Below are 22,633 nucleotides of genomic sequence, written 5' to 3'. Positions count from 1 at the left end.
ATCCCCCTTTCTACGCTAATTGTAGCAAAAAAGGGGCAAAATGCGACACTTAATTAAGTTTTTAATAGTCTTGATCGTAGGTCACCATCAATGCACGAGAATTGATTTGTCTCAAGGTTTCTAGAGTAATAGACACAACCAGTAGCAAGCTTGTGCCCCCTACTGCTAGGTTTTGTAACTGAAGGCCAAACTTAGCTCCAACGAATTCGAACACAAATGGCGTGATTGCAATCAACCCCAGCGCCAGAGATCCAAACAAGGTCAAACGGTTGACAATAGTACTAAGGTATTTTTCAGTCTGAACCCCAGGTCGAACATTGGCCACAAAGCCACCTTGTTTTTGCAGGTTCTCGGCAATTTCATGAGCATTAAACACAATGCTCGTGTAAAAATATGTAAACATCACAACTAACAAAAGGTACAGTGACGGGTAGATCAGAGTTGTCATATCACCTGTGGCAAACAGTTGAGCATTAGGGGTCTGAAACCACTGGACAAGGTTAGAACCAATTTCTTGCCACTGAGTATTGTTAGTCGAAACCAACAATTGCCCGATGAAAGCTGGTAATGCCAAGAATGCCACGGCGAAAATCACGGGAATAACACCTGCCGTAATTAGTTTGATCGGTAAAATACTCGCTACACCTCCGTAGGCACGATTACCCTGAATACGCTTAGCATAGTTAATTGTAATAATGCGCTGCGCCTCATTGATCTTCACGACCAAATATATTCCCAGTAAGCTTAGAAGCACAATGGCCAGTGTGACCCAAAAAGCGATTGCATTGATCGGTAGTGTAAACCATCCAAAAACATTAAGTTTATCCGCATCTGTCGCAACATTAGTTAATGAAGTTCCTAGGGTGCCGAGGGTTTGCGGTAATTGACTTGCGATTCCTGCAAAAATCAAAAGCGACATACCGTTGCCAACGCCCTGCTCGGTCATAAGTTCACCCATCCACATTAGCAGCATGGCTCCACCCGTCATTGCAGTTATCATAACAACCCATTGCAAAATAGATGTGTTGGCGGTTATGTCTGTACCAACGTTACCGGCCAAAATGGTTTGCCTCAAAATAAATATAAATGCAACGGATTGCAAAATTGCCAGCGGCAAAGTAATAATACGAGTCCACTGCTGGATTTTACGACGACCAGTTTCACCTTCTTTGTGCAGCTCCTCAAGTTGAGGGATAGCCTTGGTGAGAAGTTGAGTCACGACAGATGCGGTGATATATGGCGAAAGACCGACTAAGACAATAGAAAGATTAGCCAGAGCGCCACCAGTTAAAATATTTAAGAAACCACCAAGATCTGTGCTGGCCAGGACGTTAGTTAAAACGTCTTTAAGTTGAGTTGGCTCAGCTAGCGGTACCGGTATATGCGCCAAAAAACGATAAATTACTATAAGTCCGACAACGATTAGCAGCCTTTTAAGCATCTCGCGGCTTTTAAGCGATTTTAAGATATTCTTCCAATTCATATACATTTAATAGTAACAGATGCTACCCCCATTTGCTAAAGATTTGTGAATTTTACCACTTTTTATTGCCTTACAAACAAAAAACGCCGCTTACTTGGCGACGTTTTTTGCTAGTTTTATAACTATTTTTCTTCTTTTTTGCGAGTACTAGCTGGCAAAGTTGGAACATCTACAGCTTCGAAGCTACCACCAGCTTTCTCGATCATCTGACGAGCACCTTCAGAAGCTGCCTGCGCCTTAACAGTAACTTTGCCGTTTAGCTCGCCGCTAACGATAATTTTTACTGAATGATAAGGAGTGCTGATTAAACCGGCTTCAAACATTGTCATGTTATCGGCAGTTTTACCGGCAAGTTCTTCTAGCGCTGAAGTATAGACAACCTGAGCTGGAACACGTAGGCTCTTAAAGCCTTTGTTCTTAGGAATTCGCTGTACCAATGAACCCTGGCCACCCATAAACGTTGCGCGGATTTTTTTACCAGTTCGAGCTTTTTGACCCTTAGTACCACGGCCGGCAGTTTTACCTTGACCGGCGCTGATACCACGGCCTACGCGCTTTTTGTTCTTTTTAGCATCAGTCTGTAGTTCGTGAAACTTCATTATTTTGCCTCTTTCTTAGCAGCAACTTTAGCAGGTTTTTCTTCTGCCTTGGTTTCTGCTTTTTTAGCTTTGCGGCTAGGCTTGTTAACCCACTGGTCGGCTGGAACCAATTTGCTTAAAGCATCGATGACAGCGTACGCGTTGTTAACCTTGTTGGTTGAACCAAGCGATTTACCAAGTAAGTTGGTGATCCCTGTCAAACCAATGATCGCGCGCATTGTACCGCCGGTAATAATACCTGTACCGGGAGCAGCAGGCATGATCATAATCTTAGCGCCGCCGATTTTAGACTCAACTTCATGGGGAATTGTTGAGTTAACGATTGGGATAGTCACCAAAGATTTTTTAGCGCGGTCAACAGCTTTAGCGATTGCACTTTGTACATCTTGGCCTTTAGCAACACCAACGCCAACACGCTGTTTGCTGTCGCCGACGGCAACTAGTGCTTTAAAGCGGAATCTGCGACCACCTTTTACCACGCGTGCTACGCGATCAACATTGATAACGTATTCGGTAAAGATTTTTTCTTGAGCAGGCGCGTCGTTTCGCGGAGAACGACGATCATTTCGTCGGTCGTTGTTGCGGTGCTGACCTTGAGGTTGTCTTTCAATATTTACTGCGTTTGGCATATTAGAACTCCAATCCACCTTTTCTTGCTGCTTCGGCAAGTGCCTTCAAGCGAGCTTCATATTTACGACCACCACGATCAAGCATAACTTTTGTTACGCCAGCTTTTTTTGCTTTTTTAGCAATGTCTTCGCCGACCCAAGCAGCTTTTTCGCTCAAGCTACCCTTAGCGGCGGCTTTAACAGATGTACTACTTACAATTGTCACAGCTTTGCTGTCGTCAATAATTTGTGCATGAACATGTTGGTTACTAATGAAAACAGCCAAACGTGGACGTTCGCTTGTTCCAATAATCTTCGCGCGTACGCGGTTTTTTCGCAAACCAAGGTTAGCTAGTTTTTTAAGTAGCTTATTCATTATTTAGCTCCTGTCTTGCCGGCTTTACGCAAAATCTGCTCATCAACATACTTAATACCTTTACCTTTGTAAGGCTCTGGTTTTTTAAGTGCGCGAATTTCGGCTGCGACTTGGCCAACTTGTTGCTTGTTAACTCCGCTAACAGTAATAAGGTTTTTATCGACTGCCAACTGAACACCTTGAGGTGCGCTAAACTTAACTGGGTGAGAGAAGCCAAGGCTCATTTCAAGCGATTGACCACCACCGCTAACACGGTAACCTACACCGTTAAGTTCTAGTTTCTTCTCGAAGCCTTTTGTTACACCAACAACCATGTTGTTGATAAGCGCTCGCATTAAACCATGCTTTGCGCGTGCTTCTTGCTCGTCGTTTTGACGAGTTACTACTGCTGCATCACCTTCGACTTTTACATCGATAAGCGGCATTGTAAATTGCTCAAGCGTGCCTTTTGGGCCAGTGACTTTAACAAATTGGTCGTCAACCGTGATTGTCACACCGCTTGGAATCTGGATAGGTAGTTTTCCGATTCGACTCATGTTATCTCCTTACTAATATACTTTGCAGATTAACTCACCACCAAGGCGAGCTTTTTTAGCTTGATCACCAGTCATTACACCCTGGCTAGTCGATACTAAAACGATACCACGACCACTCTTAACGCGAGGGATCTCAGTAGTCTTAGTGTAGACACGTCGTCCAGGTTTGCTTAAACGAGTGATTTCTGTAATTTTAACCGGTTCGTCAACTTCGTTAATTGTAATAACGATGCTGCCTCGTGGTTTTGCATCAACAAACTTAACTGCACTTAGGTAGCCAGCTTTTTTAAGCTGTTCAGCTACTGTTAGCTTAAGTTTGCTCGCTGGGACTACAATTTCATTCTTGTTAACGGCAATAGCGTTACGAATACGAGTTAGTAGATCAGCGATAGGGTCAGATGTTTGCATACTCATTGTTTTACTCCTACCAGCTACTCTTTGTTACACCAGGAATCTGGCCTTTGCTGGCTTGTTCGCGGAAAGTGATTCGATCAAGACCGAATTTTCGCATATATCCGCGTGGTCGACCTGTTGCTACACTGCGGTTTTTGCGGCGAGTTGGACTGCTGTTGCGTGGTAGCAAAGCTAGGCCTTCTAAATCGCCGGCTGCTTTTAGCTCAGCGCGTTTTGCAGCGTACTTTTCGTACATTGCGTGGCGCTTAGCGTCGCGAGCAAGAATTGATTTTTTAGCCATTACTTAGCCTCCTTTACAAACGGCATTCCAAAAGCTTCGAGTAGCGCGCGTGAATGCGCTGGACCTTGTGACTTAATACTAAAGTTAACCTGTAAGCCGTGGGCAGTTGTTGTGTCTTCAAAACCTAACTCCGAAAAGATAGATTGATCCGTGAAGCCTAGGCTGTAGTTACCTTGTTTGTCGAAGGCTTTGGCACTAACACCGTGAAAGTCGCGCAAACGAGGAATCGAAACGTTGATCAAGCGATCTAGGAATTCATACATTCGTTTGTCGCGTAAAGTCACACTTACGCCAACGCGGTTCATGCCGCGGCGGATTTTGTAAGTTGCAATCGACTTTTTGGCGATTTTATCAACTGGTTGTTGACCAGTAATTTTACGCAAAGTGTTAACAACTGCTTCGTGATAGCTTTTGTCGTCTTTATGCTTGCCAATACCAACGTTCAAAACGATTTTTTCAAGTTTTGGAACTTCATTGATGTTGCCAAGGTTTAGTTCTTTTTGAAGTTTAGGAGCAAGCTTCTCTTTGTAAAGAGCTTTCAGGCGTGCTGTGTCAGCAACTGTTTTAGTAGCCATTACTTAATCTCCTTGTTGTCAGCTTGTTTCGCGATGCGAACTTTACTGCCGTCTTTTTTAACTTCAAAACCAACGCGAGTTGTTTTTTTGCTGTCCGCTGGGTTAACCAAAGCAACTTTACTTACCGGCATTGCAACGTGAATGTCGCGTGAACCGCCTTGTGGGTTTACTGTGCTTGGCTTAACAAAACGTTTTCGAAGGCCAATGCCCTCTAGTTTAACAGTGCCGTCTTTAGGTTGAACGCTTACAACTTTAGCAACTTTGCCTTTGTGAGCGCCGCTTATAACTTTTACTGTATCGTTAATGCGAATCTTCATTACAGAACCTCCGGTGCTAAGCTGATGATCTTCATGTAGCCAGCTTCGCGAAGTTCGCGTGGAATTGGACCGAATACACGAGTAGCCTTTGGCATCTTGTCGTCGCCAATGATGACTGCTGCGTTTTCGTCAAAACGCACTACACTTCCGTCTTTACGGCGGATTGGAGCAATTGTGCGAACAACTACCGCTTTAACAATGCTTTTCTTTTTAATGCCACCGCTTGGGTTTGCATCTTTGACGCTGGCAACAATAATGTCACCCACACGTGCGTAGCGACGGGCAGTACCACCTAAAACACGAATACATAATAGGCTTCGGGCACCGCTGTTGTCAGCTACTTTTAATCGAGACTCTTGCTGAATCATAATCTATTCCTCAGCCTCCGAGTCTTTGTTCTTGCGACGCACTGTTTCAGCATCAGCAACTAACTCTTCGCCTTTAATCTCAACTTGCGCGTGGCCAGTCTCGATAATTTTACTCAATGTCCAGCTTTTGCGTTTGCTAATAGGGCGAGTTTCGCCAATTTCTACTTTGTCGCCAACGTGAGCTTCGTTTTTCTCATCGTGAACGGCAAATTTTTTAGTTACTGTATAGCGTTTGCCATACATTGGGTGGGTTACACTACGGCTAACAGCCACAGTAATAGTCTTGTCCTGTACGTCCGAGGTAACCATACCAACTAGTTTACGGGCCATAGTTATTTCTCCTGTTCTTTCTCGGCTGTTGCCACTTGCTTCTCACTAAGCACGCTTAGTGCTTTAGCAATTTCTTTGCGGGTTTTACCAATTACAGCGCTGCTTGCAAGCTCGTTGGCAGCGTTTGAACGATGAAATTCAACCAACTGCTTTTTAAGCTCAGCAACTTTTTGCTGTAAGTCTTTTTCACTCATAGCGCGGAAGTCATTAACCGCCTTAACTTTTTTAGTTTCAGCCATTTTAGACCTCCTCTCTCATGATGAACTTAGTTTTAACTGGTAGTTTGTGGGCTGCAAGACGCATAGCTTCGCGTGCAATGTCTTCGGTGACACCCTTCATTTCGAATAAAACGGTGCCGGCCTTAACCTTTGCCGCGAAGTATTCTGGGTTACCTTTACCACCACCCATTTTTACATCGGCTGGTTTTTTGGTAACTGGGGTATGCGGAAAAATACGGATCCAGATTTTACCACCACGCTTGATGTAACGAGTCATCGCCTGACGAGCTGCCTCGATTTGGCGAGAGGTAATGCGGTCGTTTTCTTGTGACTGCAAAGCGTAATCGCCGAATGCAATGTAGTGACCGCGAGTTGCAATACCGGTATTTTTGCCAATACGAACTTTGCGGAATTTAGTTTTCTTTGGAAGTAACATGTTACGCTTCCCCCTTATAGATCCAAACCTTTACGCCAACAATGCCGGCGTTAGGGATTTGGGCTGTCGCAAGATGGTAGTCGATGTCGGCGCGCAAAGTGTGCAAAGGTACGCTACCTTGGATTTCTTTTTCGCGTCGGCTCATCTCGGCGCCGCCCAAACGGCCAGCAACCTCGATACGAACACCCTTAGCGCCTGCATTCATGGTGTTTTGAGCAGCCATTTTTACAGCACGACGCCAGCTAATGCGACGTTCCATCTGACGAGCAATGTTCTCTGCAACAAGTTTTGCAGCAAGTTCTGGGCGCTTAACTTCTTCAATGTTAAGACGAGCAGGTTTTTGCAAAATTTTCTCGATTGCAGCTTTTAATTCTTGAGCACCAGCGCCACCGCGACCAATGACCACACCAGCCTTAGCTGTGTGAACGGTTACAGTCACTAGGTTTGGAGCACGCTCAATGTCGATTTTTTGAATAGTTGCGCGAGTTGAGAACTTACTTTCAATAACTCGGCGAACCTCTAGATCTTGTCTAAGCCATTCGGCGTATTCGCGCTTGTTAGCACTAAACCACTTACTGCTCCAGTTTTTGTGAACCTGAAGGCGCATGCTAATTGGATTTACTTTTTGACCCATTACTTAGCCTCCTTTTTAGTTTCAGCTTTTGCAGCAACTTTTTTAGGCTTCATTTCGCCGCCTAAAACAACCAAAATGTGGCTTGAGCGCTTCATGAACGGAAGTGCGCGGCCTTGAGCTGCTGGCATGTATCGCTTTAGACGTGGACCAGAAGTAACTTGAAGCTGGTCAATGCGCAAGCTTTTTTCGGCCAAGCCTTTGCTGATTGCGTTGGCTTTTGCAGATGCAATCACCTTAGCAACGGGACTTGCGGCACGCTTTGGAGTGTGTCCTAAAATTGTTAGAGCATCAGCTACAGTTCGACCACGAACAAGTGCGCTAACCAAGCCGATTTTACGCGGACTTTGGCGAACACCTTTAGCTGTTGCTTGTACTTTAATCATCTCTGCCATGGTTATTTGTCCTTCTTCGCGTGACCACGGAATTTACGAGTTGGGCTGAATTCGCCTAACTTGTGTCCAACCATGTTTTCACTTACAAAAACTGGTACATGTACTTTACCATTGTGAACTGCAAAGTTGCGTCCAACCATATCTGGAGTAATTGTACTTGAGCGAGCCCAAGTTTTAATTACTGTACGGTCGTCAGCGCCAAGTGCAGCAACTTTTTTTGCAAGTTTTGGGTCTACAAAAGGTCCTTTTTTAAGTGAACGACTCATAGTTACTTCCTCTTAGCCTCGTGGCGATTGCGCACGATATATTTATTAGTTGCTTTGCGGCGACGAGTCTTGTAACCAAGAGTCAACTGACCCCATGGGCTACGAGGTGCTTTACCGCTACCGTGACGACCACCGTCACCACCACCGTGTGGGTGATCAACAGCGTTTTGCACGACACCACGAACTGTTGGGCGAATACCCATTCGACGCTTACGACCAGCTGAACCAATCTTCACGTTTTGATGTTGTTCGTTACCAACGGCGCCTAGGCTAGCCATACACTCTACGCGCACTTTGCGGATTTCGCCACTCGGCAAGCGCAACTGGGCGTAGTCGCCTTCGCGAGCGATAAGCTGAGCTTTTGCGCCAGCAGATCGCACCATTTGACCACCTTTACCCGGCTGCAATTCGATGTTGTAAACAAACGAACCAACAGGAACGTTGCTTAGTGGCAAGCGGTTGCCATTTTCGATCGCAGCATCTGCGCCAGCTTGAATCTTCACACCTTTTGTCATGTTCGCATCAGCAATAACATAGTGGTAAAGGTTGTTTTGATCTTTGATACGAGCAATTCGCGCACTGCGGTTTGGGTCGTATTCAATCTGTTCAACGGTAGCAATTGTACCGGCAGGCAAGTTGTGATTAACAAGACGGTAGAACTGCTTTACACCACCACCGCGGTGTCGAGTAGTAATACGGCCAGTGTTGTTTCGTCCAGCAGTAGACTTTTTGATCTTAAGCAAGCTTCGCAAAGGTTTTTTGGTAGTAACCATGCTAAAGTCTTGACTTGTCATGCCTCGCTGAGCTGGAGTAGTTGGTTTCATTGCTTTAATAGCCATTACTTAGTCTCCTCTTGCTCAAACATTGCAATTTTACTACCTTCTGCAAGGCGAACATAAGCTTTTTTAATATCGCGACGTTGGCCTTTAACTGGTTTTCCGCCACGATAGCTAGTCTTAACTTTGCCTTTTGCAATGATAATTTTTACGTCTTCAACCTTCACGTCGTATTGCTTAGCAACAGCGTCTGCAACAATTTGCTTGTTAGCAGTTGCTGGGACTTTAAACACATATACGTTGTTTAGGCTTTGTGCGTAAGTTTTCTCACTGATGTGTGGGATGATTTTTAATTCCATGACTCTACGCTCCTAGCCATTCTTCGATCATAGCAACCGCAGGCTTAGTCAAAATAAGCATGTCAGCGTTTAAAATCGTGAATACGTTTAGGTATTTAGCTTGAACTAATTTAACGTCTTGGATGTTGTTTGTTGCGCGAACAACCATATCGTTTTTAGTGTCAACAGCAATAACTACATTGCCTTCTGCTTTGTGACTAGCCAAGAACTTGACCATTTCAGCAGTTTTGCCTGTAGCTTTGATATCATCTACAACCAAAATACGGCCAGCTTGGTTAGCAACAGTAAGAGCCTGTCGCAAAGCTACTCGTTTAGCGCCTGTAGCGATTGTTTTGCTGTAGTTTTCAGTACCAGTTGGACCAAATACGATACCACCTTTTCGCCAGATTGGGTTACGACTAGAACCAAAACGTGCACGACCTGTGCCTTTTTGCTTCCATGGTTTTTTACCACCACCGCTCACCAAACCTCGAGTCAAGGTTTTAGCGTAATTGCCACGACCATTTGCCAAGTAAGCTTCGTAAGCCAACTTAAGCAGTTCGTGGTTAGGTACTTCTACCGCAAAAACATTTTTTGGTAGAGTTGTTTTAGTTTCGGCCATTATTTGGTACCTCCAATCATCACGAGACCGCGACGAGGGCCTGGGATTGCACCTTTAACGCCAATAAGATTACGCTCTACATCGATCAATGCAATTTCGAGGTTCTTAACAGTAACCTGATCACCGCCCATTCGGCCGGCCATCTTTTTACCTTTGAACACACGTTGTGGGTACATTGAACCGATTGAACCAGGGCGGCGAGCATAAGCTTTTGAACCGTGGCTGCGTGGTTGTGCGTTAAAGTTGTGACGCTTAATGTTTCCCGCAAAACCTTTACCTTTGCTCGTACCAGTTACGTCAACTTGTTCGCCAACTTCAAAGGTTGTTACATCTAGGTTAGAACCTACAGTAACGCCTTCTGGCAATTCGTCAACGCGAACTTCGCGCAAATGATTAGGGTTTGCGTTGGCCGCTTTTACGTGGCCTTTTGTGGCATTGCTCAGGTTCTTACCCTGTCCGTACCCAATCTGTACTGCGCTGTATCCGTCTTTTTCTACGGACTTCACCTGAGTGACAGTACATGGGCCAGCTTGAATGATAGTTACTGGAACAGCAACACCATCCTCCTGAAGGATCTGGGTCATACCGATTTTGGTACCGAGTAGCGCTTTCATGCGTTCTCCCATTAGAAAATCTTGGTATCTAGCGGTTTCCGTTCCCGGACCTGCAAGCGTACCAAGACTTCTTAAATTTAATCTTGATAGAAAGTTACATCGGGTAGTATAACAGATACCACCTCTGAGAGTCAATAGTTAAAAACTTTGTCGTACTATTCCTCTATTTTACTCTTAATTTCCTCGATAATCTCATCAAGATCCCAGTTGGTTTTGACTAAATAGTCTTTAACTCCCAACGTTACCGCTTCATAAACTTTGGATGTATCACTAAGGTTAGTAAGTAGAATGACATGTAGGTTTTTGCCTTTATCGTCGTCGCGCAAACGGCGCAACATTGTCATGCCATCCATTTTGGGCATTACGAGGTCTAATAAGACCAGGTTAGGATCCCACTCCAAAGCTCTTTTTAACCCCTGCTCGCCATCAAAAGCCACATCTGTTTCATAGCCTTCGTCATGCAGTTTTGTCGCCAGCATGTTTGCCAACGGTTTTTCGTCCTCAATGATCAGTATTTTTTTAGCCATAATTACTCCTTACTTTTTTAACGGTATCGTTATAAACATCGTTGTCCCCACGCCTTCTTTAGAGGTAAACCAGATCTTACCTTTCATCTGCTCAATCAGCGCTTTTGAGATATACAGACCCAACCCCGAGCCGGTCGTGGACATATTGTTGGCATTGGTTGCTCTAAAAAGCTTAGTAAAAATGTGGTATTGCTGATCGGCGGGAATTCCGCAACCTTTGTCAGCTACCTTTACAAGCGCGTGCTTATCTTGTTTGGTCACAGTTATTTCTATTGATGAATTTTCATTAGAATATTCCTCGGCGTTAGAAATTAAATTTTGCAGTATAATACGCAGACTATCTTTGTCGGCGTAAACTTTGGCGGGTGCGTTTTCAAAATTTTTAATGATTTTTAGATTCTTTTCTTTGATCCGCACAGTCAAATCTTCTATGACGCCGTCGACTTGCTCAGTTAGGTTAACAGGTTCAATATCAAGCGAGAGCGTGCCGAGTTCGATCCGAGACACGTTTAACAAGTGCTCTACAAGGTCAATCATGCGCTGGTTGGAAGCCTGGATCTGCGCCAAGTACTGCGTACGCTTCTTTGGTGTCAAACTATGTTTTACTAATTCGTTTATATACCATCTAACAGTTGTGAGCGGCGTTCTGAGCTGATGTGACGCTAGTGAAACAATTTCGCTTTTAGCGCGGTCAGCATTCGCTTCATCTGTTATATCTCTAAAAATAACTACTGCACCCGAAAACGAGTGATCTAGTCTGATCGGCGTTATGGTTAATGCAATCCTAATTGTCACATTGTCGGCGTTAACAAAATAGTACGGCGTTCCTATATTTAGCCTCGAGGTGACCTGTTTCTTTTTAGCCAGTGCAATCTTAAACGGGTTCTCCGACTCGCTAATATCCAGTCCGGTTCGATGTTTTAAAGCTAGAAGCTTATTTATGTCTTGCCCGGGCTTACTGGCATTAGGGCCAATCATTTTCGTCGCCATGTCATTAACAAACGTTGTGCGGCCAGATTTACTAAAGGTGATTAGACCATCACCTAAACTGTTTAAGATCGCTTCGACGCGCGTTTTTTCGTTTTCGATAAGTTTGTTAGCGGCTTTAAGGTCCTTAACAGAAGTTTCAAGTTGACTTATTTTGTCTCGAATCGCACTGAGAATAAGCTGCACACCAATAAAAAATTCCGTCAGCTCGCTTTTATGGCGCGGGATCTTTACATTCTGCGAAAAATCCCCAATCGCTGCCTTAGCAAACACGGGCGCAATACTATTTAGCTGTCTTTCAATCTCTTGCTGATACTTTTGTAGGTCGGTTTTTTGCTTCACTAAATACCCCAAAGTAGTTTACGTACTTAGTTTAAGCTTATACGATCGAACAAAACTATACAATAATTCCGGTTGGCAAAAAGAAACTAATTATAGTTGCAATCAAAAGAACGGCGTATTCAACTTTGCGGTCAAGCTGAAAATGATCGTGATGCGCGAAAATCAAGCCAATTACTAGTCCGACCGGCACCGCGCCAATTATCCAGTCACCGATCTGCAAGGGTTCACTAAAACGCAACCAGAACGAGCCGGCTAAAATATATAGAACGAGTTTTAAAAAGTAAATGCTATCGGTTTCGTTTTTTTGAGGTTTTTGTTTAGCCATAAGTATTTTAAGTTTAACCTACATTGATCGTGTGGGCAACTTTGCTAGCCGCATCAATGAGCCTCACTAAAATACCCCCAACTATGTCGAGGGCATTTTTTATTTCGAGCTAGACTACATTCGAATTTCGGCGTCGCAACCAGCTGGCAAGCTAAGGTTTTGCAATGAATCGATTGTTTTAGGTGTCGGGCTTGTGATGTCGATCAAGCGTTTATGAACGCGCATTTCAAAGTGTTCACCACCTTTTTTGTACACGTGCGGGCTTTTTACTACTGTGTAAGTGCTTTTGCGAGTTGGCAAAGGCACAGGACCTGAGATGCTAGCGCCAGTGCGAAGTGCTGTATCTATAATCTGTTTGGCAGATTGGTCGATCACTTTGTGGTCGTAAGCTTTTAGGCGAATACGAATTCGCTGCTTTACTTCTGGGGTTGGGGTCATTTAATACTCCGTGCAACGTAACCTCTCTGGTGAATACTTTGTAACCCAGCGAGTTGTCGTTGCGATTAATTTATGTCGTGATTATAAACTATTCAGGGTAAAAAAGTAAAGCGTTAATACTTTAAATACTATTTATAACATAATTCGTCACCGTTCGCTTGGATCTAACTCCACTACTGTAATTCTAACCATAAGCATTGACATTACTACTTTATGATTATATTAGACTTGACTTTTTAATAACAAAAGTGTATAAACAATCTAGATTATTAACTTACCTACAGAGGAATGGCAGGCATGTATAACGACCAACATATTTTGGCTGCAACGGCTCCAGCAGTTGTTGCGATTCTACCAAACACAGGATCTGAAGTAACAGTTCAGATTGCTGTTGCGATGGCGTTAGGAATGCTTGTGTGGGGCGTCATTTATTCTCGCACCGCCAAGTTTACAGCCTAACAGCCAGCAACGGGCATATGGTAAGCCCTAAAAAATCAGCACAAGGCAACGGCCGAAAACTAAAGCGAGCTAACAAGTTCGTTCTTTCGGCCATTGCTATTTGTGTTACACTTTTGCCGATATTATCAGTAGGCGTTTGGGTTAAAAATACATTTTTTGCCGACCAACGCCACACAATTACTTTGCAGACTTTACAGCCAGAACCAGGGGAAGTAAGGCTTTTTGACGAACCGATGATCAGTGTTACGTTTGACGATGGCTGGGAGAGCGTTTACAGCAAAGGTGCGCCAATTTTAGACAAACACGGCATTCGCACAACCCAATACGTTTTAAGCGGATCACTCGACTTCTTAAATTATTTGTCGCGCGACCAGATTATTTCACTACACCGAGCTGGTCACGATATTCAATCTCACACCGTTAGCCATAATGACCTAACTTCGCTTAATCACGAGGAGCTAGAGTTTGAACTTAAAGAGTCACGCGATGCGATCTCGAAGTTAGTTGGCAAAGAAGTCAAAGATTTTGCTTCACCACTTAACCGCCAGAACCAAGAGGTTATCAACGAGATTCAAAAATACTACCGCTCCCATCGCAATACTGATGCTGATATTGACACTCTTTATGACGGATCATTTAACATGCGTAGTAATTTTAACCCCTACCAAATTAGTGCGTTCAGTATACGGCGCACCACAACCGTCGACCAAATTATCCGTTTTATAGAGGCTGCAAAAGAAAAAAATGCGTGGATCATATTGATCTACCACCAGATCGAAGATGAATCTGAAGATTATTACGCCGTCACACCCAAACAGTTAGACGAGCAAATGGCCACTATTAAGGATAGCCAAATTCGCATAGTCACGATGGAAGAAGCTTTAAACGCTTACGATAAGCAGAAGGCACAATAATGAAAAATCAGTCACGTCAGATAGCAGTTCCGAGGCGCAAAGTAAAAACTACTCGTCGTCCTAAGATAAGCACCGAGAACCTTAGCGTTTTCAAGGTCGAGCAAGCCGTCCGCCAAGTCACTGGTGGTCGCAAAAATACACTTTGTTTGCTAATTTCAGCCCACAACGAAGAGCAAGTGCTTGAGTATACTTTGCGTTCGGCGATCGCAGCGGGCATGAAACCAAGCGACATTTACGTTGTCGATGATTTTTCGAATGACAAAACAAGTGCGGTCGCTAAAAGTGTGCTTGGTCGCGAAAACGTAATGCGAGTAAAGCGTAGCGGTAAGGGATTGGCCCTCACCAAAGCTGCTCGCAAATTTGATCTTGTAGAGCGCTACAAATGGATTCACTTAGCTGATGGTGATGGATCTTTTTCTAGTAACTACTTTAAGGTTTTCCGTAAAAACTTGCGAGTCAGTAACGCTGCCGCTACTGGTTACATCCGTAGTCTAAAAGGTTCGATTGTTGGTCAGTTCCGCGTCGTTGAATATGCGATTGGTATGGATATTGTGCGACGTTTCCAAGATTTAGCTGGAATTATATCGATTATCCCCGGCCCTACATCTTGTTTTAGATCGGACGTTTTTAGACAGGTGGCGTTTAATACGGGTGCTCTTGCCGAAGATTTCGACGTAACCTTACAGATTCACCGCAAGAACCTTGGGACAATCCAGTTTATAGAAGAAGCTGTTGCGTACACTCAAGACCCATTAACCTTTCGCGACTTTGTGAAACAAATTCATCGCTGGAATAAAGGTGTATTGCAAGGCCTATTTACTCATAAAATTGGTACAAAAATCAGCAAACTCGACGCCTACCTTAGTTACCAAGTAGGTTTAAACTTGGCAATGTTCACAAGCTATGTTGTTGTCATGCCGATTATTGCCGCCGAACGCGGCTTTGCAGAGATTATCGCCGCAACCTTTATGATCGACGTGATAGTTGCCGCCGTGGTAGCCGCCTTTGCGGCAATGCGCAGTAATCGCTGGGATATTTTTAATGCATTCCCACACCTATACATTTACCGCTGGGTAAGCCTACTTGTGTTTATCTGGTGTTTTGTAGAGGTTGTGATTTTGGGTCGTGATCGCAGCAAACACGGTAAAAAAGTACTAGCATGGGAAGGCGTAAAACGTCGGGCCCAGATTGGTCAGTAAAAATAAAATGCGCCACTTGTGAAACGGCGCATTTTTTATATTATTGTTGTGTCAATGACTCGACAGTAGAGTAGCCTTGGCCGGGCAAAGCTGCGTTGAGCTCAGGAGCGCTTCTCTTTAAGCCCTCCATGTCTTCATTAGCAAAGACTGGATCGCTAAGTTTGGCTTTTATTACTAAACGATTTGTGTTTGTGCCAAGCGGTGTACAGGTGATAAAAGTAGCTGTAGGCGTTTTACTGCCTTCTAGCACTGATACATCGTTAGGTTTTACGACCTTTTTCTCGGTTACGTCATAGGTGTAGCGGGTGCCTTTGTATGTTAAAAAGATCTTGTCACCAACTTCAAGTTTATCTAGCATCATAAATACAAACTTATAATCACCCGGCGCCCAGGGCTGGTTACTAGAGTGGCCGACAAAAACTGAGTTTCCCGGCTGTCCAGGCGTTGGCGAGCCACCAAAGTGGAGTACGCCATCTTCGAGCGCCTTTTGGACGTAGTAATCTTCAACTTTACCCATTCCGTAAACAACTGGAGCGTCGACCGAGATTTTTGGGATACTCAGACGAGTCTCGGCTGGGTCGACCATGTTCGACGTGTGAAGCTCTTGGCTAGCGTTTGAAAGATCGGCAGGCGCCACGTAGGCCATAACTCTGGCCGAGATTAACTGGGCATTAAAAAATGCTAGAGCAGCAAACGCTACCAAAATACCGGCAACGGGGGCAGGATTCATTTTCGGCATTTTAAAAGCGGTTTTTCTCGATTTAACAGGGGTCTTCTTGCGCATATAATCCTACGTTATTGTGCAAATTATAACATATTATTTTGCATTACACAAGTACTATCGTATTGACTTATCTTATACTTTGTTATATGATAGTGTTCGCTATTACGCCACAACATAGGCGTATAGACGGACATTCCCATCTGGAGGAGACATGCGCAACAAGCGCACGGCGCTGCTCACCGCTCTCACTCTGCTCGCCCTCGTGGCGGCCGGATGCAGCGAGTCGAGCCAGCCCGCCCAGCAGTGGACCAAGCCCAGTGCCTCGCCGTCGGCCGCCATGGCCACGTCGCCCAGTGCCGCCCCGAGCGTCACGTCCTCGCCCACGAGCAGCAGCTCGCCGGCGGTGGACGCCTACTACGGGTGCAACGACCCGGCGCCGGCCCAGCCGACCGACACCTACACCCTGGTGATGGCCACCATCTGCAACCCGAAGACCTCGGTGATCCAGCGCCAGAACCTGGTCGCCTACCTGGACTACATCCACGGTAAGGCGGCGTTCGAGAACTGCGACCCGGGCAACCCCCGGAGCGGCATCAAGTTCGACGTCAACAAGCTGGACCTGACCAAGCTCAACCCGTGCCAGAACGGCGCCATGCACTTCCGACTCGTCAAGGGCCAGTTGGCCGTGGACAACGCGCTCAGCACCGGCAAGATCATGTTCATCACCAACCGGGACAGCCTGAACCCCATCTCGAACAACGAGATGCCGAGCGAGGGCTGGCTGGTCGTGATCGACGCGCCGCGGTCCACCCCGGCGATCGTCGTCAACGGCGCCATCACCAAGATGAACACCGTCGTGGGGATCCGCTACTATGCCGGCGACAACGTCATCCCGTTCATGAACTACATGAGCGAGGACGGCGGCAAGACCTACGTGTGGGCCCCGAACGTCAACGACTACTCGTTCGACACCAGCAAGACCTACGACTTCGTGTTCACCTGGACGGACCGCGTCCTCGACCCCAAGTCGCTGGCCCCGGTTCCGTTCAACCGCAACTGCGTCACGAACTACCCGTACGCCGAGGCCCGGACCTGCTGACCTCCTGTCCGTTCGCGGGCCCGATCACTGCCACTGCGCAGAGATCGGGCCCGCCTAACCGAACTTATTATTTCACCCAAAACAAAAAGAGCCGCATACTTGCGACTCTTTTTGCGTAGTTTACTAAGATTATTTAATGATCTTAGTTACAACACCAGCACCTACGGTACGGCCACCTTCGCGGATAGCGAAGCGTAGACCTTGCTCCATAGCGATTGGAGAAAGTAGTTTTACCTTAAATGTGATTGTGTCACCAGGCATAACCATTTCTTTGTCAGCTGGAAGTTCAACTTCACCAGTTACGTCAGTTGTACGGAAGTAGAACTGAGGTTTGTAACCCTTGAAGAATGGAGTGTGACGACCACCTTCTTCTTTGGTTAGAACGTAAACTTCTGATTCAAACTCGGTGTGTGGAGTGATTGAACCTGGTTTAGCAATAACCTGACCGCGTTCGATGTCATCGCGCTCGATACCACGAAGTAGCAATCCAGCGTTGTCGCCAGCTTGACCTTGGTCAAGGTTCTTTTTGAAAGCTTCGATACCAGTTACAACAGTTTTGCGGCTGTCGCGGATACCAACGATTTCAACTTCTTCGTTGATCTTAACAACACCAGTTTCGATACGACCAGTAGCAACAGTGCCACGACCCTTAATGCTGAATACGTCTTCAACAGGCATCAAGAATGGTTTGTCTAGATCTCGTTTTGGCTCTTCGATGTAGTCATCCATAGCCTTAACAAGTTCCATGATAGCGTCTTCGTAAGCTGCATCGCCTTCAAGAGCTTTAAGAGCAGAACCCTTAATGATTGGAGCGTTGCGGTCGAAGTCGTATTTAGCAAGTAGGTCACGAACATCTTCTTCAACTAGTTCAACTAGTTCAGCGTCAGCCATGTCCATTTTGTTTAGGAATACAACAATTTTTGGTACGCCAACCTGCTTAGCAAGTAGAACGTGTTCGCGAGTCTGAGGCATTGGGCCGTCAGCTGCAGAAACAACCAAGATAGCACCGTCAACCTGAGCGGCACCAGTGATCATGTTTTTAACGTAGTCAGCGTGACCAGGCATGTCAACGTGAGCGTAGTGACGTTTTTCAGACTCGTACTCTTGGTGAGAAGTAGCGATGGTAATACCACGTGCTTTTTCTTCTGGTGCGTTGTCGATTTTGTCGTAAGCAACAGGCTTGTTAGTTGCTGTTGGAAGCTTTTTGGCAAGAACCGTTGTAATAGCTGCAGTTAAAGTAGTTTTACCGTGGTCAACGTGACCCATAGTACCTACGTTAACGTGAGGCTTGGTTCGGTCAAATGAATCTGCCATATGTAGATTTCTCCTTAAATTATTTTATTCGCACGTGCACAAAAGCGTCGTGCGACGTATGCATCAAATTATACAGATACGAGCTCCTTGTGTAAAGAGGTGGAGCTATTTTTTACCCCGCATTTGGCGGCGCGAGCTTTTGGCCGTGTTCTTAAGAATGTTGTGCAGCGAAGCAGGCCCGAGTTCATATTCTCGCATTCGGCTCAAAAACCACTCGCCTTCTTCTAGTAAGCCCTCGGCCAAAGCCATCTGATCGATATCATTACCCTGTGCATACACTCCCGCATACTCACACCTAAACATTATAAAAGGCGCCAAGGCCTTACCTAGAAAATCACGATACTCCCGACTGTTAGGGAAAATTTTGACCACACGAAACATTAGATCGGCCAGCTGGTCTCTGTTGAACTTAGACTGGTTACCGGCTAAAACAACCGAAGCGGCATCTGCAACCAGCCCCAGCTTCACCAAAAACTTGTCCGCAGCCGACTCCGTATCGTCTACCGAATAATCTAGAACTAAACGCTCGATTGTTTTACTAGCTGAGGCGACTTTATCTTGTGAGCTCAAATCAAACGAGGACTCAATCACCGACGCTAGTCGAACAGCGATTTCCATCCCTTCATGCGATTCTAACTCTGCCAACGAATTCAGCGCTTCGTGAGCTTTACTAACTTCCATCTTGTGTCGCTCGTTAGAGCTCGGTACTTCACTCATAAAAAACCTTATTTTTGACAATTATACAGGGTGCATTAAGAGTCACTATTAGTTTTGTGATAGCTCATTGTATCAGCATGCAGTTGTTTATACGTACTCAAGTTTGTTAAAAAATCGTAAACTTTATCCCAGGTTTGCGGATTAATATCCATGTTCTCAAAAAGCATAATGCGCTCGGGCCGATTAAACAGTGCTGCAAGATAATTTATAGATCTCACAAAACCCAACCCGTTAAGTAAAAAGTTTAGTTCTTTCGCGATTGGACCAAAGTTGTTTTGAATTCTCAGTACAATTTCCGGAATAAAATCTAGAATTGGCTCAGGAATCGGAAATAGAATATCGGGCGCCCACAAATCACCCTCTTTGCTTATAAAAATATTACCCTTGCCGCTAATGTCGATGGGTTCACCAGTTAAAAGTGCGTGTCCAATGGTCTTGTCGATCACTTCGATAGCTTTGTTCCTGCGAAGTTCGTTAGATTCACAGTCGATCAAAAGCTCCACAAGCTCATCGCTAGGCTGAACTGAATGAAACTGTCTAATTTCTTCTTCGGTCGGCGTGGCAAACGGGTTAATCAACCAACGATGGTTCACCTCGCTATAGAACTCCTTATCCGAACCGTTTCGTTCGGCATAAGGTATCCGAAACGCCAAGTCATCAGGGCGCAAATCGCGCAACTGATCCTGAAAAGTTACTAGTGCCCACCCCACATGGTCCATTGCGGTTTGATACATCCCTTCCGGGATTCCGTTGTAGTGGCTCCAGATTTGATCAAGATGTTCTTTTCGGAAATAAACTTGCTTAACAACCGTGGATTGATCCGGAATATCATTACCAAATGTTTCGCGCAAGCGAGAAAACCTATAATTTTGAATCGTAGCTAGATCTGACACAGCCTCAAAATGTCGCTCACTTGGCAGTGTACGCTGTCGTTGAATGTATTCTTGAAAATTAAATCTAAGAACCTGACGGATATCAGGCATACCGCATTCTTCAGCTAACTGCTTAAAGTACGGGTCTTCAAAAATTAAGTGTTGGCCGCCCTTATTAATTTGCTCAAAATCGGCATGGCTGGACGATCTGAAATTCCAAACTAAACTTTTTTCCATATTTAAAGCATAGCAAGAGCCCGGTCTTAACCTACTCTTGCTTGTCTTTAATTACTTAGCGCGCTTAGCAATAATTGCTTCAGCGACGTTGTTTGGAACTTCTTCGTACTGAGCTAGCTCCATGCTTGAGCTTGCGCGACCTTGAGTCGAGCTGCGAAGTTCGGTTGTGTAACCAAACATTTCGCCCAAAGGAACAATTGCGGTAATCTCTTTAGCGCCACCAGCAAGGTCCACCATAGACTCAATACGGCCGCGTTTAGAGTTTAGACCACCAATTACGTCACCCATGAAGTCTTCTGGGGTAACAACTACAACCTTCATCACAGGTTCGAGTAATACTGGAGCGGCTTTGCGTACACCTTCACGAGCCGCAAGTGCACCGGCCATTTTAAAGGCCATTTCACTTGAGTCAACTTCGTGATAACTACCGTCATATAGAGTCGCTTTAACGTCAACTACTGGATATCCAGCAATCACACCACCGTTAAGAGTTTCTTCGATACCGTTTTTAACAGGGTTGCGGTATTCCTGAGGAACCACACCACCTTTAATCTCATCGATGAACTCAAAGCCCTTACCAACTTCATTTGGTTCAAGTTTAAGCCATACGTGACCATACTGACCACGACCACCAGATTGCTTGATGTACTTGCCTTCGATTTCGGTAAGTTTTTTGATTGTTTCACGGTAAGCAACCTGAGGCTGGCCGATATTTGCTTCAACCTTAAACTCACGCTTCATTCGATCGACAATGATCTCAAGGTGAAGCTCGCCCATACCGCTAATAATGGTCTGACCAGTTTCTTGATCCGTGTGAACACGGAAAGTTGGGTCTTCTTCGGCTAATCGCTGAAGGGCTAGGGCCATTTTCTCTTGGTCGGCTTTAGTCTTTGGCTCAATCGCAATACTTACTGGAGGTTCTGGGAAATCAATACTTTCAAGAATGATTGGGTTGGCTGGATCACACAAAGTCGTACCGGTTGTGGTATCTTTTAGACCCACAACAGCTGCGATATCACCAGCTTCGATTTCGGTAATGTCTTCTCGTTTGTCGGCATGCATGCGAACCAAGCGACCTACGCGCTCTTTTTCACCTGTCGTCGCGTTAAAAATGTAGCTACCGGCGCTAATTTTACCACTGTAAACACGTACGAAAATCAATTTACCAACGAATGGGTCTGTTGCAACTTTAAAAGCAAGTGCCGACATAGGTTCGGTTGCGCTTGGCTTGCGTTCAATTTTGTCACCAGTTTTAGGGTGAGTACCCCAAATAGCGCTAATGTCTAGCGGGCTTGGCAAATAGTCGTTAACAAGGTCAAGAACTTTTTCTACGATCACACCACGACCGTCTCCACCAGTTACTATGTAGAATTCACCTGTCAAAACAGATGCACGAATAGCAGCTTTTAGTTCGGCTTCACTAATTGATTCTTCGCCGCCCTCAAGATACTTTTCAAACAGTGTGTCATCTGCTTCAACGGCAGCTTCTACGAGCAATGTGCGAGCATTTTTAGCTTTTTCAAGCATGTCAGCAGGAATCTCGCCCTCAATCAACTCTTTGTCGGCAAATTCTTTGTAGGTGTATGCCTTCATGCTTACAAGATCAACAACGCCGTTAATACTCTGTTCAAAACCGATTGGCAAGTGAATTGGCAATGCGCGTTTGCTTAGGCGAGCATGAATACTCTCAAGAGATTTGTAAAAATCACCGCCAGTTTGGTTTATTTTGTTAATAAAGCAAATACGAGGCACACCGTATTTGTTGGCCTGGCGCCATACAGTTTCGGTTTGAGCTTCTACGCCCATTTTACCGTCGAATACAACTACAGCACCGTCGAGCACGCGCAAGGAACGCTCAACTTCTGCAGTAAAGTCGATGTGTCCAGGAGTGTCGATGATGTTGATTTTGTGGTCTTTCCAGAAACAAGTCACGGCAGCAGAAGTAATTGTGATACCACGTTCACGTTCTTGTTCCATCCAGTCGGTTGTAGTTTCACCTTCGTGAACTGCACCAATTTTGTGACTCAAACCGGTTCGGTACAAAATACCTTCGGTAGTTGTAGTTTTACCCGCATCGATGTGCGCGATAATACCAATGTTTCGGAATTTCTTTAAATCTGTGGCCATATGTCCTCGTTATTTATTAAAAACTCTAAAGGCATGCCAAAAGAGCAATTTGGCCCATTATATCATATAAACAGATAGAAATTCAATTAGGTTAGCGCTGATACTAAGCGTGGATTTGCTCAAAGACTTAGTATATTTTATAATACCTCGGTCGTCTGATAGAAAGGTGC

Annotated in this window: 32 protein-coding genes and 1 pseudogene; 4 read left to right on the top strand and 29 right to left on the bottom strand. The window is 45.1% G+C overall.

Translation table 11 applies throughout. The annotated features are described in order from the left end of the window. Window positions 1-61: 61 nt before the first annotated feature. The 24 genes and pseudogenes from secY to rpsJ all read right to left on the bottom strand — a co-directional run bounded on the left by secY (window position 62) and on the right by rpsJ (window position 12,801). Entirely contained in the window at window positions 62-1,483 is a 1,422-nt protein-coding gene (gene secY, locus VLA77_03365) for a preprotein translocase subunit SecY (GenBank protein ID HSE29597.1), read from the bottom strand. A gap of 122 nt (window positions 1,484-1,605) precedes the next feature. Continuing rightward, the gene (rplO, locus tag VLA77_03360; GenBank protein HSE29596.1) at window positions 1,606-2,082 is read right to left on the bottom strand and encodes a 50S ribosomal protein L15; all 477 of its coding nucleotides are present in this window, start codon (window positions 2,080-2,082) and stop codon (window positions 1,606-1,608) included. Next, window positions 2,082-2,711 (bottom strand): 30S ribosomal protein S5, encoded by a 630-nt coding sequence (gene rpsE, locus VLA77_03355; protein ID HSE29595.1) that lies wholly within the window; start codon window positions 2,709-2,711, stop codon window positions 2,082-2,084. Before rpsE ends, rplO begins: the two co-directional genes overlap by 1 nt. Before the next feature lies 1 nt (window position 2,712). Next, entirely contained in the window at window positions 2,713-3,066 is a 354-nt protein-coding gene (gene rplR / locus VLA77_03350) for a 50S ribosomal protein L18 (GenBank protein HSE29594.1), read from the bottom strand. Then, entirely contained in the window at window positions 3,066-3,602 is a 537-nt protein-coding gene (gene rplF, locus VLA77_03345; protein HSE29593.1) for a 50S ribosomal protein L6, read from the bottom strand. Before rplF ends, rplR begins: the two co-directional genes overlap by 1 nt. A 12-nt stretch (window positions 3,603-3,614) precedes the next feature. After that, the gene (gene rpsH / locus VLA77_03340; GenBank protein ID HSE29592.1) at window positions 3,615-4,016 is read right to left on the bottom strand and encodes a 30S ribosomal protein S8; all 402 of its coding nucleotides are present in this window, start codon (window positions 4,014-4,016) and stop codon (window positions 3,615-3,617) included. Window positions 4,017-4,026: 10 nt separating this feature from the next. Then, window positions 4,027-4,296 carry a 30S ribosomal protein S14 gene (gene rpsN / locus VLA77_03335; GenBank protein HSE29591.1) on the bottom strand — a complete coding sequence of 90 codons (270 nt, stop codon included), beginning with the start codon at window positions 4,294-4,296 and terminating at the stop codon, window positions 4,027-4,029. Then, a complete protein-coding gene (rplE, locus tag VLA77_03330; GenBank protein HSE29590.1) occupies window positions 4,296-4,871 on the bottom strand; it encodes a 50S ribosomal protein L5 in 576 nt (191 codons plus the stop codon). The genes rpsN and rplE overlap by 1 nt, the downstream gene beginning before the upstream one ends. Next, window positions 4,871-5,188 carry a 50S ribosomal protein L24 gene (rplX, locus tag VLA77_03325; GenBank protein ID HSE29589.1) on the bottom strand — a complete coding sequence of 106 codons (318 nt, stop codon included), beginning with the start codon at window positions 5,186-5,188 and terminating at the stop codon, window positions 4,871-4,873. The genes rplE and rplX overlap by 1 nt, the downstream gene beginning before the upstream one ends. Then, on the bottom strand, window positions 5,188-5,556 hold the full coding sequence (rplN, locus tag VLA77_03320) for a 50S ribosomal protein L14 (protein HSE29588.1): 369 nt from the start codon (window positions 5,554-5,556) through the stop codon (window positions 5,188-5,190). The genes rplX and rplN overlap by 1 nt, the downstream gene beginning before the upstream one ends. A gap of 99 nt (window positions 5,557-5,655) precedes the next feature. Next, window positions 5,656-5,886, bottom strand: a pseudogene (gene rpsQ, locus VLA77_03315) (30S ribosomal protein S17). Window positions 5,887-5,888: 2 nt separating this feature from the next. Then, on the bottom strand, window positions 5,889-6,125 hold the full coding sequence (gene rpmC, locus VLA77_03310; protein HSE29587.1) for a 50S ribosomal protein L29: 237 nt from the start codon (window positions 6,123-6,125) through the stop codon (window positions 5,889-5,891). 1 nt (window position 6,126) lies between these two features. Beyond that, a complete protein-coding gene (gene rplP / locus VLA77_03305) occupies window positions 6,127-6,540 on the bottom strand; it encodes a 50S ribosomal protein L16 (protein HSE29586.1) in 414 nt (137 codons plus the stop codon). A gap of 1 nt (window position 6,541) precedes the next feature. Beyond that, window positions 6,542-7,174: a 30S ribosomal protein S3 gene (gene rpsC / locus VLA77_03300; GenBank protein HSE29585.1), complete on the bottom strand. Its 633-nt coding sequence runs from the start codon at window positions 7,172-7,174 to the stop codon at window positions 6,542-6,544. Then, window positions 7,174-7,566: a 50S ribosomal protein L22 gene (gene rplV, locus VLA77_03295; protein ID HSE29584.1), complete on the bottom strand. Its 393-nt coding sequence runs from the start codon at window positions 7,564-7,566 to the stop codon at window positions 7,174-7,176. Before rplV ends, rpsC begins: the two co-directional genes overlap by 1 nt. A gap of 2 nt (window positions 7,567-7,568) precedes the next feature. After that, a complete protein-coding gene (gene rpsS / locus VLA77_03290; protein ID HSE29583.1) occupies window positions 7,569-7,832 on the bottom strand; it encodes a 30S ribosomal protein S19 in 264 nt (87 codons plus the stop codon). A gap of 2 nt (window positions 7,833-7,834) precedes the next feature. After that, entirely contained in the window at window positions 7,835-8,671 is an 837-nt protein-coding gene (rplB, locus tag VLA77_03285; protein HSE29582.1) for a 50S ribosomal protein L2, read from the bottom strand. Continuing rightward, on the bottom strand, window positions 8,671-8,967 hold the full coding sequence (gene rplW / locus VLA77_03280; GenBank protein HSE29581.1) for a 50S ribosomal protein L23: 297 nt from the start codon (window positions 8,965-8,967) through the stop codon (window positions 8,671-8,673). Before rplW ends, rplB begins: the two co-directional genes overlap by 1 nt. Before the next feature lie 4 nt (window positions 8,968-8,971). Beyond that, complete coding sequence (gene rplD, locus VLA77_03275) at window positions 8,972-9,568, bottom strand: 50S ribosomal protein L4 (protein ID HSE29580.1); 597 nt, start codon at window positions 9,566-9,568, stop codon at window positions 8,972-8,974. Then, window positions 9,568-10,182, bottom strand: a complete 615-nt coding sequence (gene rplC / locus VLA77_03270) for a 50S ribosomal protein L3 (protein ID HSE29579.1) — start codon at window positions 10,180-10,182, stop codon at window positions 9,568-9,570. Before rplC ends, rplD begins: the two co-directional genes overlap by 1 nt. A 155-nt stretch (window positions 10,183-10,337) precedes the next feature. Continuing rightward, a complete protein-coding gene (locus VLA77_03265; protein HSE29578.1) occupies window positions 10,338-10,709 on the bottom strand; it encodes a response regulator in 372 nt (123 codons plus the stop codon). Between the two features lie 9 nt (window positions 10,710-10,718). Next, the gene (locus tag VLA77_03260; protein ID HSE29577.1) at window positions 10,719-12,038 is read right to left on the bottom strand and encodes an ATP-binding protein; all 1,320 of its coding nucleotides are present in this window, start codon (window positions 12,036-12,038) and stop codon (window positions 10,719-10,721) included. 55 nt (window positions 12,039-12,093) lie between these two features. Continuing rightward, entirely contained in the window at window positions 12,094-12,363 is a 270-nt protein-coding gene (locus VLA77_03255) for a hypothetical protein (protein ID HSE29576.1), read from the bottom strand. Window positions 12,364-12,477: 114 nt separating this feature from the next. Then, the gene (rpsJ, locus tag VLA77_03250) at window positions 12,478-12,801 is read right to left on the bottom strand and encodes a 30S ribosomal protein S10 (GenBank protein HSE29575.1); all 324 of its coding nucleotides are present in this window, start codon (window positions 12,799-12,801) and stop codon (window positions 12,478-12,480) included. A 297-nt stretch (window positions 12,802-13,098) separates the two neighbouring features. Here rpsJ and VLA77_03245 point away from each other — a divergent pair, with 297 nt between their 5' ends. The 3 genes from VLA77_03245 to VLA77_03235 are packed head-to-tail and all read left to right on the top strand — an operon-like array spanning window position 13,099 to window position 15,373. After that, on the top strand, window positions 13,099-13,260 hold the full coding sequence (locus VLA77_03245; protein ID HSE29574.1) for an LPXTG cell wall anchor domain-containing protein: 162 nt from the start codon (window positions 13,099-13,101) through the stop codon (window positions 13,258-13,260). Between the two features lie 17 nt (window positions 13,261-13,277). Then, window positions 13,278-14,174, top strand: coding sequence for a polysaccharide deacetylase family protein (locus VLA77_03240; GenBank protein HSE29573.1), 897 nt, complete (start codon window positions 13,278-13,280; stop codon window positions 14,172-14,174). Next, window positions 14,174-15,373 (top strand): glycosyltransferase family 2 protein, encoded by a 1,200-nt coding sequence (locus VLA77_03235; protein ID HSE29572.1) that lies wholly within the window; start codon window positions 14,174-14,176, stop codon window positions 15,371-15,373. The genes VLA77_03240 and VLA77_03235 overlap by 1 nt, the downstream gene beginning before the upstream one ends. A 40-nt stretch (window positions 15,374-15,413) precedes the next feature. Here the strand turns inward: VLA77_03235 and VLA77_03230 are convergent, their stop codons facing one another. Beyond that, window positions 15,414-16,103, bottom strand: a complete 690-nt coding sequence (locus VLA77_03230; GenBank protein ID HSE29571.1) for a class D sortase — start codon at window positions 16,101-16,103, stop codon at window positions 15,414-15,416. Window positions 16,104-16,308: 205 nt separating this feature from the next. Between VLA77_03230 and VLA77_03225 the strand changes: the two genes are divergently transcribed. Then, window positions 16,309-17,196, top strand: coding sequence for a hypothetical protein (locus VLA77_03225; protein HSE29570.1), 888 nt, complete (start codon window positions 16,309-16,311; stop codon window positions 17,194-17,196). 129 nt (window positions 17,197-17,325) lie between these two features. Here VLA77_03225 and tuf read toward each other — a convergent pair whose 3' ends face one another. The 4 genes from tuf to fusA form a co-directional block, all read right to left on the bottom strand. Then, a complete protein-coding gene (gene tuf, locus VLA77_03220) occupies window positions 17,326-18,510 on the bottom strand; it encodes an elongation factor Tu (protein ID HSE29569.1) in 1,185 nt (394 codons plus the stop codon). A 105-nt stretch (window positions 18,511-18,615) separates the two neighbouring features. Further along, the gene (locus tag VLA77_03215; GenBank protein HSE29568.1) at window positions 18,616-19,227 is read right to left on the bottom strand and encodes a hypothetical protein; all 612 of its coding nucleotides are present in this window, start codon (window positions 19,225-19,227) and stop codon (window positions 18,616-18,618) included. Window positions 19,228-19,262: 35 nt separating this feature from the next. Continuing rightward, window positions 19,263-20,336 carry a hypothetical protein gene (locus tag VLA77_03210; GenBank protein HSE29567.1) on the bottom strand — a complete coding sequence of 358 codons (1,074 nt, stop codon included), beginning with the start codon at window positions 20,334-20,336 and terminating at the stop codon, window positions 19,263-19,265. Between the two features lie 51 nt (window positions 20,337-20,387). Further along, entirely contained in the window at window positions 20,388-22,463 is a 2,076-nt protein-coding gene (gene fusA, locus VLA77_03205; GenBank protein ID HSE29566.1) for an elongation factor G, read from the bottom strand. Between the last annotated feature and the right edge of the window lie 170 nt (window positions 22,464-22,633).

This window comes from Candidatus Saccharimonadales bacterium (assembly GCA_035457485.1).
Taxonomy (GTDB): domain Bacteria; phylum Patescibacteriota; class Saccharimonadia; order Saccharimonadales; family EFPC-124; genus DATIBO01.
This window is presented reverse-complemented; position numbering and strand designations above follow the sequence as displayed.

Bases quoted from the DNA above. Each gene is read 5' to 3' on its own strand.
- VLA77_03265 (HSE29578.1), bottom strand. From the start codon at position 10,709: ATGGCTAAAAAAATACTGATCATTGAGGACGAAAAACCGTTGGCAAAC.
- VLA77_03230 (HSE29571.1), bottom strand. From the start codon at position 16,103: ATGAATCCTGCCCCCGTTGCCGGTATTTTGGTAGCGTTTGCTGCTCTA.
- rplX (HSE29589.1), bottom strand. From the start codon at position 5,188: ATGAAGATTCGCATTAACGATACAGTAAAAGTTATAAGCGGCGCTCAC.
- fusA (HSE29566.1), bottom strand. From the start codon at position 22,463: ATGGCCACAGATTTAAAGAAATTCCGAAACATTGGTATTATCGCGCAC.
- rpsS (HSE29583.1), bottom strand. From the start codon at position 7,832: ATGAGTCGTTCACTTAAAAAAGGACCTTTTGTAGACCCAAAACTTGCA.
- VLA77_03240 (HSE29573.1), top strand. From the start codon at position 13,278: ATGGTAAGCCCTAAAAAATCAGCACAAGGCAACGGCCGAAAACTAAAG.
- rplD (HSE29580.1), bottom strand. From the start codon at position 9,568: ATGGCCGAAACTAAAACAACTCTACCAAAAAATGTTTTTGCGGTAGAA.
- rpsC (HSE29585.1), bottom strand. From the start codon at position 7,174: ATGGGTCAAAAAGTAAATCCAATTAGCATGCGCCTTCAGGTTCACAAA.
- VLA77_03245 (HSE29574.1), top strand. From the start codon at position 13,099: ATGTATAACGACCAACATATTTTGGCTGCAACGGCTCCAGCAGTTGTT.
- rplV (HSE29584.1), bottom strand. From the start codon at position 7,566: ATGGCAGAGATGATTAAAGTACAAGCAACAGCTAAAGGTGTTCGCCAA.
- rplP (HSE29586.1), bottom strand. From the start codon at position 6,540: ATGTTACTTCCAAAGAAAACTAAATTCCGCAAAGTTCGTATTGGCAAA.
- secY (HSE29597.1), bottom strand. From the start codon at position 1,483: ATGAATTGGAAGAATATCTTAAAATCGCTTAAAAGCCGCGAGATGCTT.
- rpmC (HSE29587.1), bottom strand. From the start codon at position 6,125: ATGGCTGAAACTAAAAAAGTTAAGGCGGTTAATGACTTCCGCGCTATG.
- VLA77_03235 (HSE29572.1), top strand. From the start codon at position 14,174: ATGAAAAATCAGTCACGTCAGATAGCAGTTCCGAGGCGCAAAGTAAAA.
- rplO (HSE29596.1), bottom strand. From the start codon at position 2,082: ATGAAGTTTCACGAACTACAGACTGATGCTAAAAAGAACAAAAAGCGC.
- rplF (HSE29593.1), bottom strand. From the start codon at position 3,602: ATGAGTCGAATCGGAAAACTACCTATCCAGATTCCAAGCGGTGTGACA.
- VLA77_03225 (HSE29570.1), top strand. From the start codon at position 16,309: ATGCGCAACAAGCGCACGGCGCTGCTCACCGCTCTCACTCTGCTCGCC.
- rplN (HSE29588.1), bottom strand. From the start codon at position 5,556: ATGATTCAGCAAGAGTCTCGATTAAAAGTAGCTGACAACAGCGGTGCC.
- rpsH (HSE29592.1), bottom strand. From the start codon at position 4,016: ATGAGTATGCAAACATCTGACCCTATCGCTGATCTACTAACTCGTATT.
- VLA77_03210 (HSE29567.1), bottom strand. From the start codon at position 20,336: ATGGAAAAAAGTTTAGTTTGGAATTTCAGATCGTCCAGCCATGCCGAT.
- VLA77_03215 (HSE29568.1), bottom strand. From the start codon at position 19,227: ATGAGTGAAGTACCGAGCTCTAACGAGCGACACAAGATGGAAGTTAGT.
- rplC (HSE29579.1), bottom strand. From the start codon at position 10,182: ATGAAAGCGCTACTCGGTACCAAAATCGGTATGACCCAGATCCTTCAG.
- rplB (HSE29582.1), bottom strand. From the start codon at position 8,671: ATGGCTATTAAAGCAATGAAACCAACTACTCCAGCTCAGCGAGGCATG.
- rplW (HSE29581.1), bottom strand. From the start codon at position 8,967: ATGGAATTAAAAATCATCCCACACATCAGTGAGAAAACTTACGCACAA.
- VLA77_03255 (HSE29576.1), bottom strand. From the start codon at position 12,363: ATGGCTAAACAAAAACCTCAAAAAAACGAAACCGATAGCATTTACTTT.
- rpsE (HSE29595.1), bottom strand. From the start codon at position 2,711: ATGCCAAACGCAGTAAATATTGAAAGACAACCTCAAGGTCAGCACCGC.
- rpsJ (HSE29575.1), bottom strand. From the start codon at position 12,801: ATGACCCCAACCCCAGAAGTAAAGCAGCGAATTCGTATTCGCCTAAAA.
- rplR (HSE29594.1), bottom strand. From the start codon at position 3,066: ATGAATAAGCTACTTAAAAAACTAGCTAACCTTGGTTTGCGAAAAAAC.
- tuf (HSE29569.1), bottom strand. From the start codon at position 18,510: ATGGCAGATTCATTTGACCGAACCAAGCCTCACGTTAACGTAGGTACT.
- rplE (HSE29590.1), bottom strand. From the start codon at position 4,871: ATGGCTACTAAAACAGTTGCTGACACAGCACGCCTGAAAGCTCTTTAC.
- rpsN (HSE29591.1), bottom strand. From the start codon at position 4,296: ATGGCTAAAAAATCAATTCTTGCTCGCGACGCTAAGCGCCACGCAATG.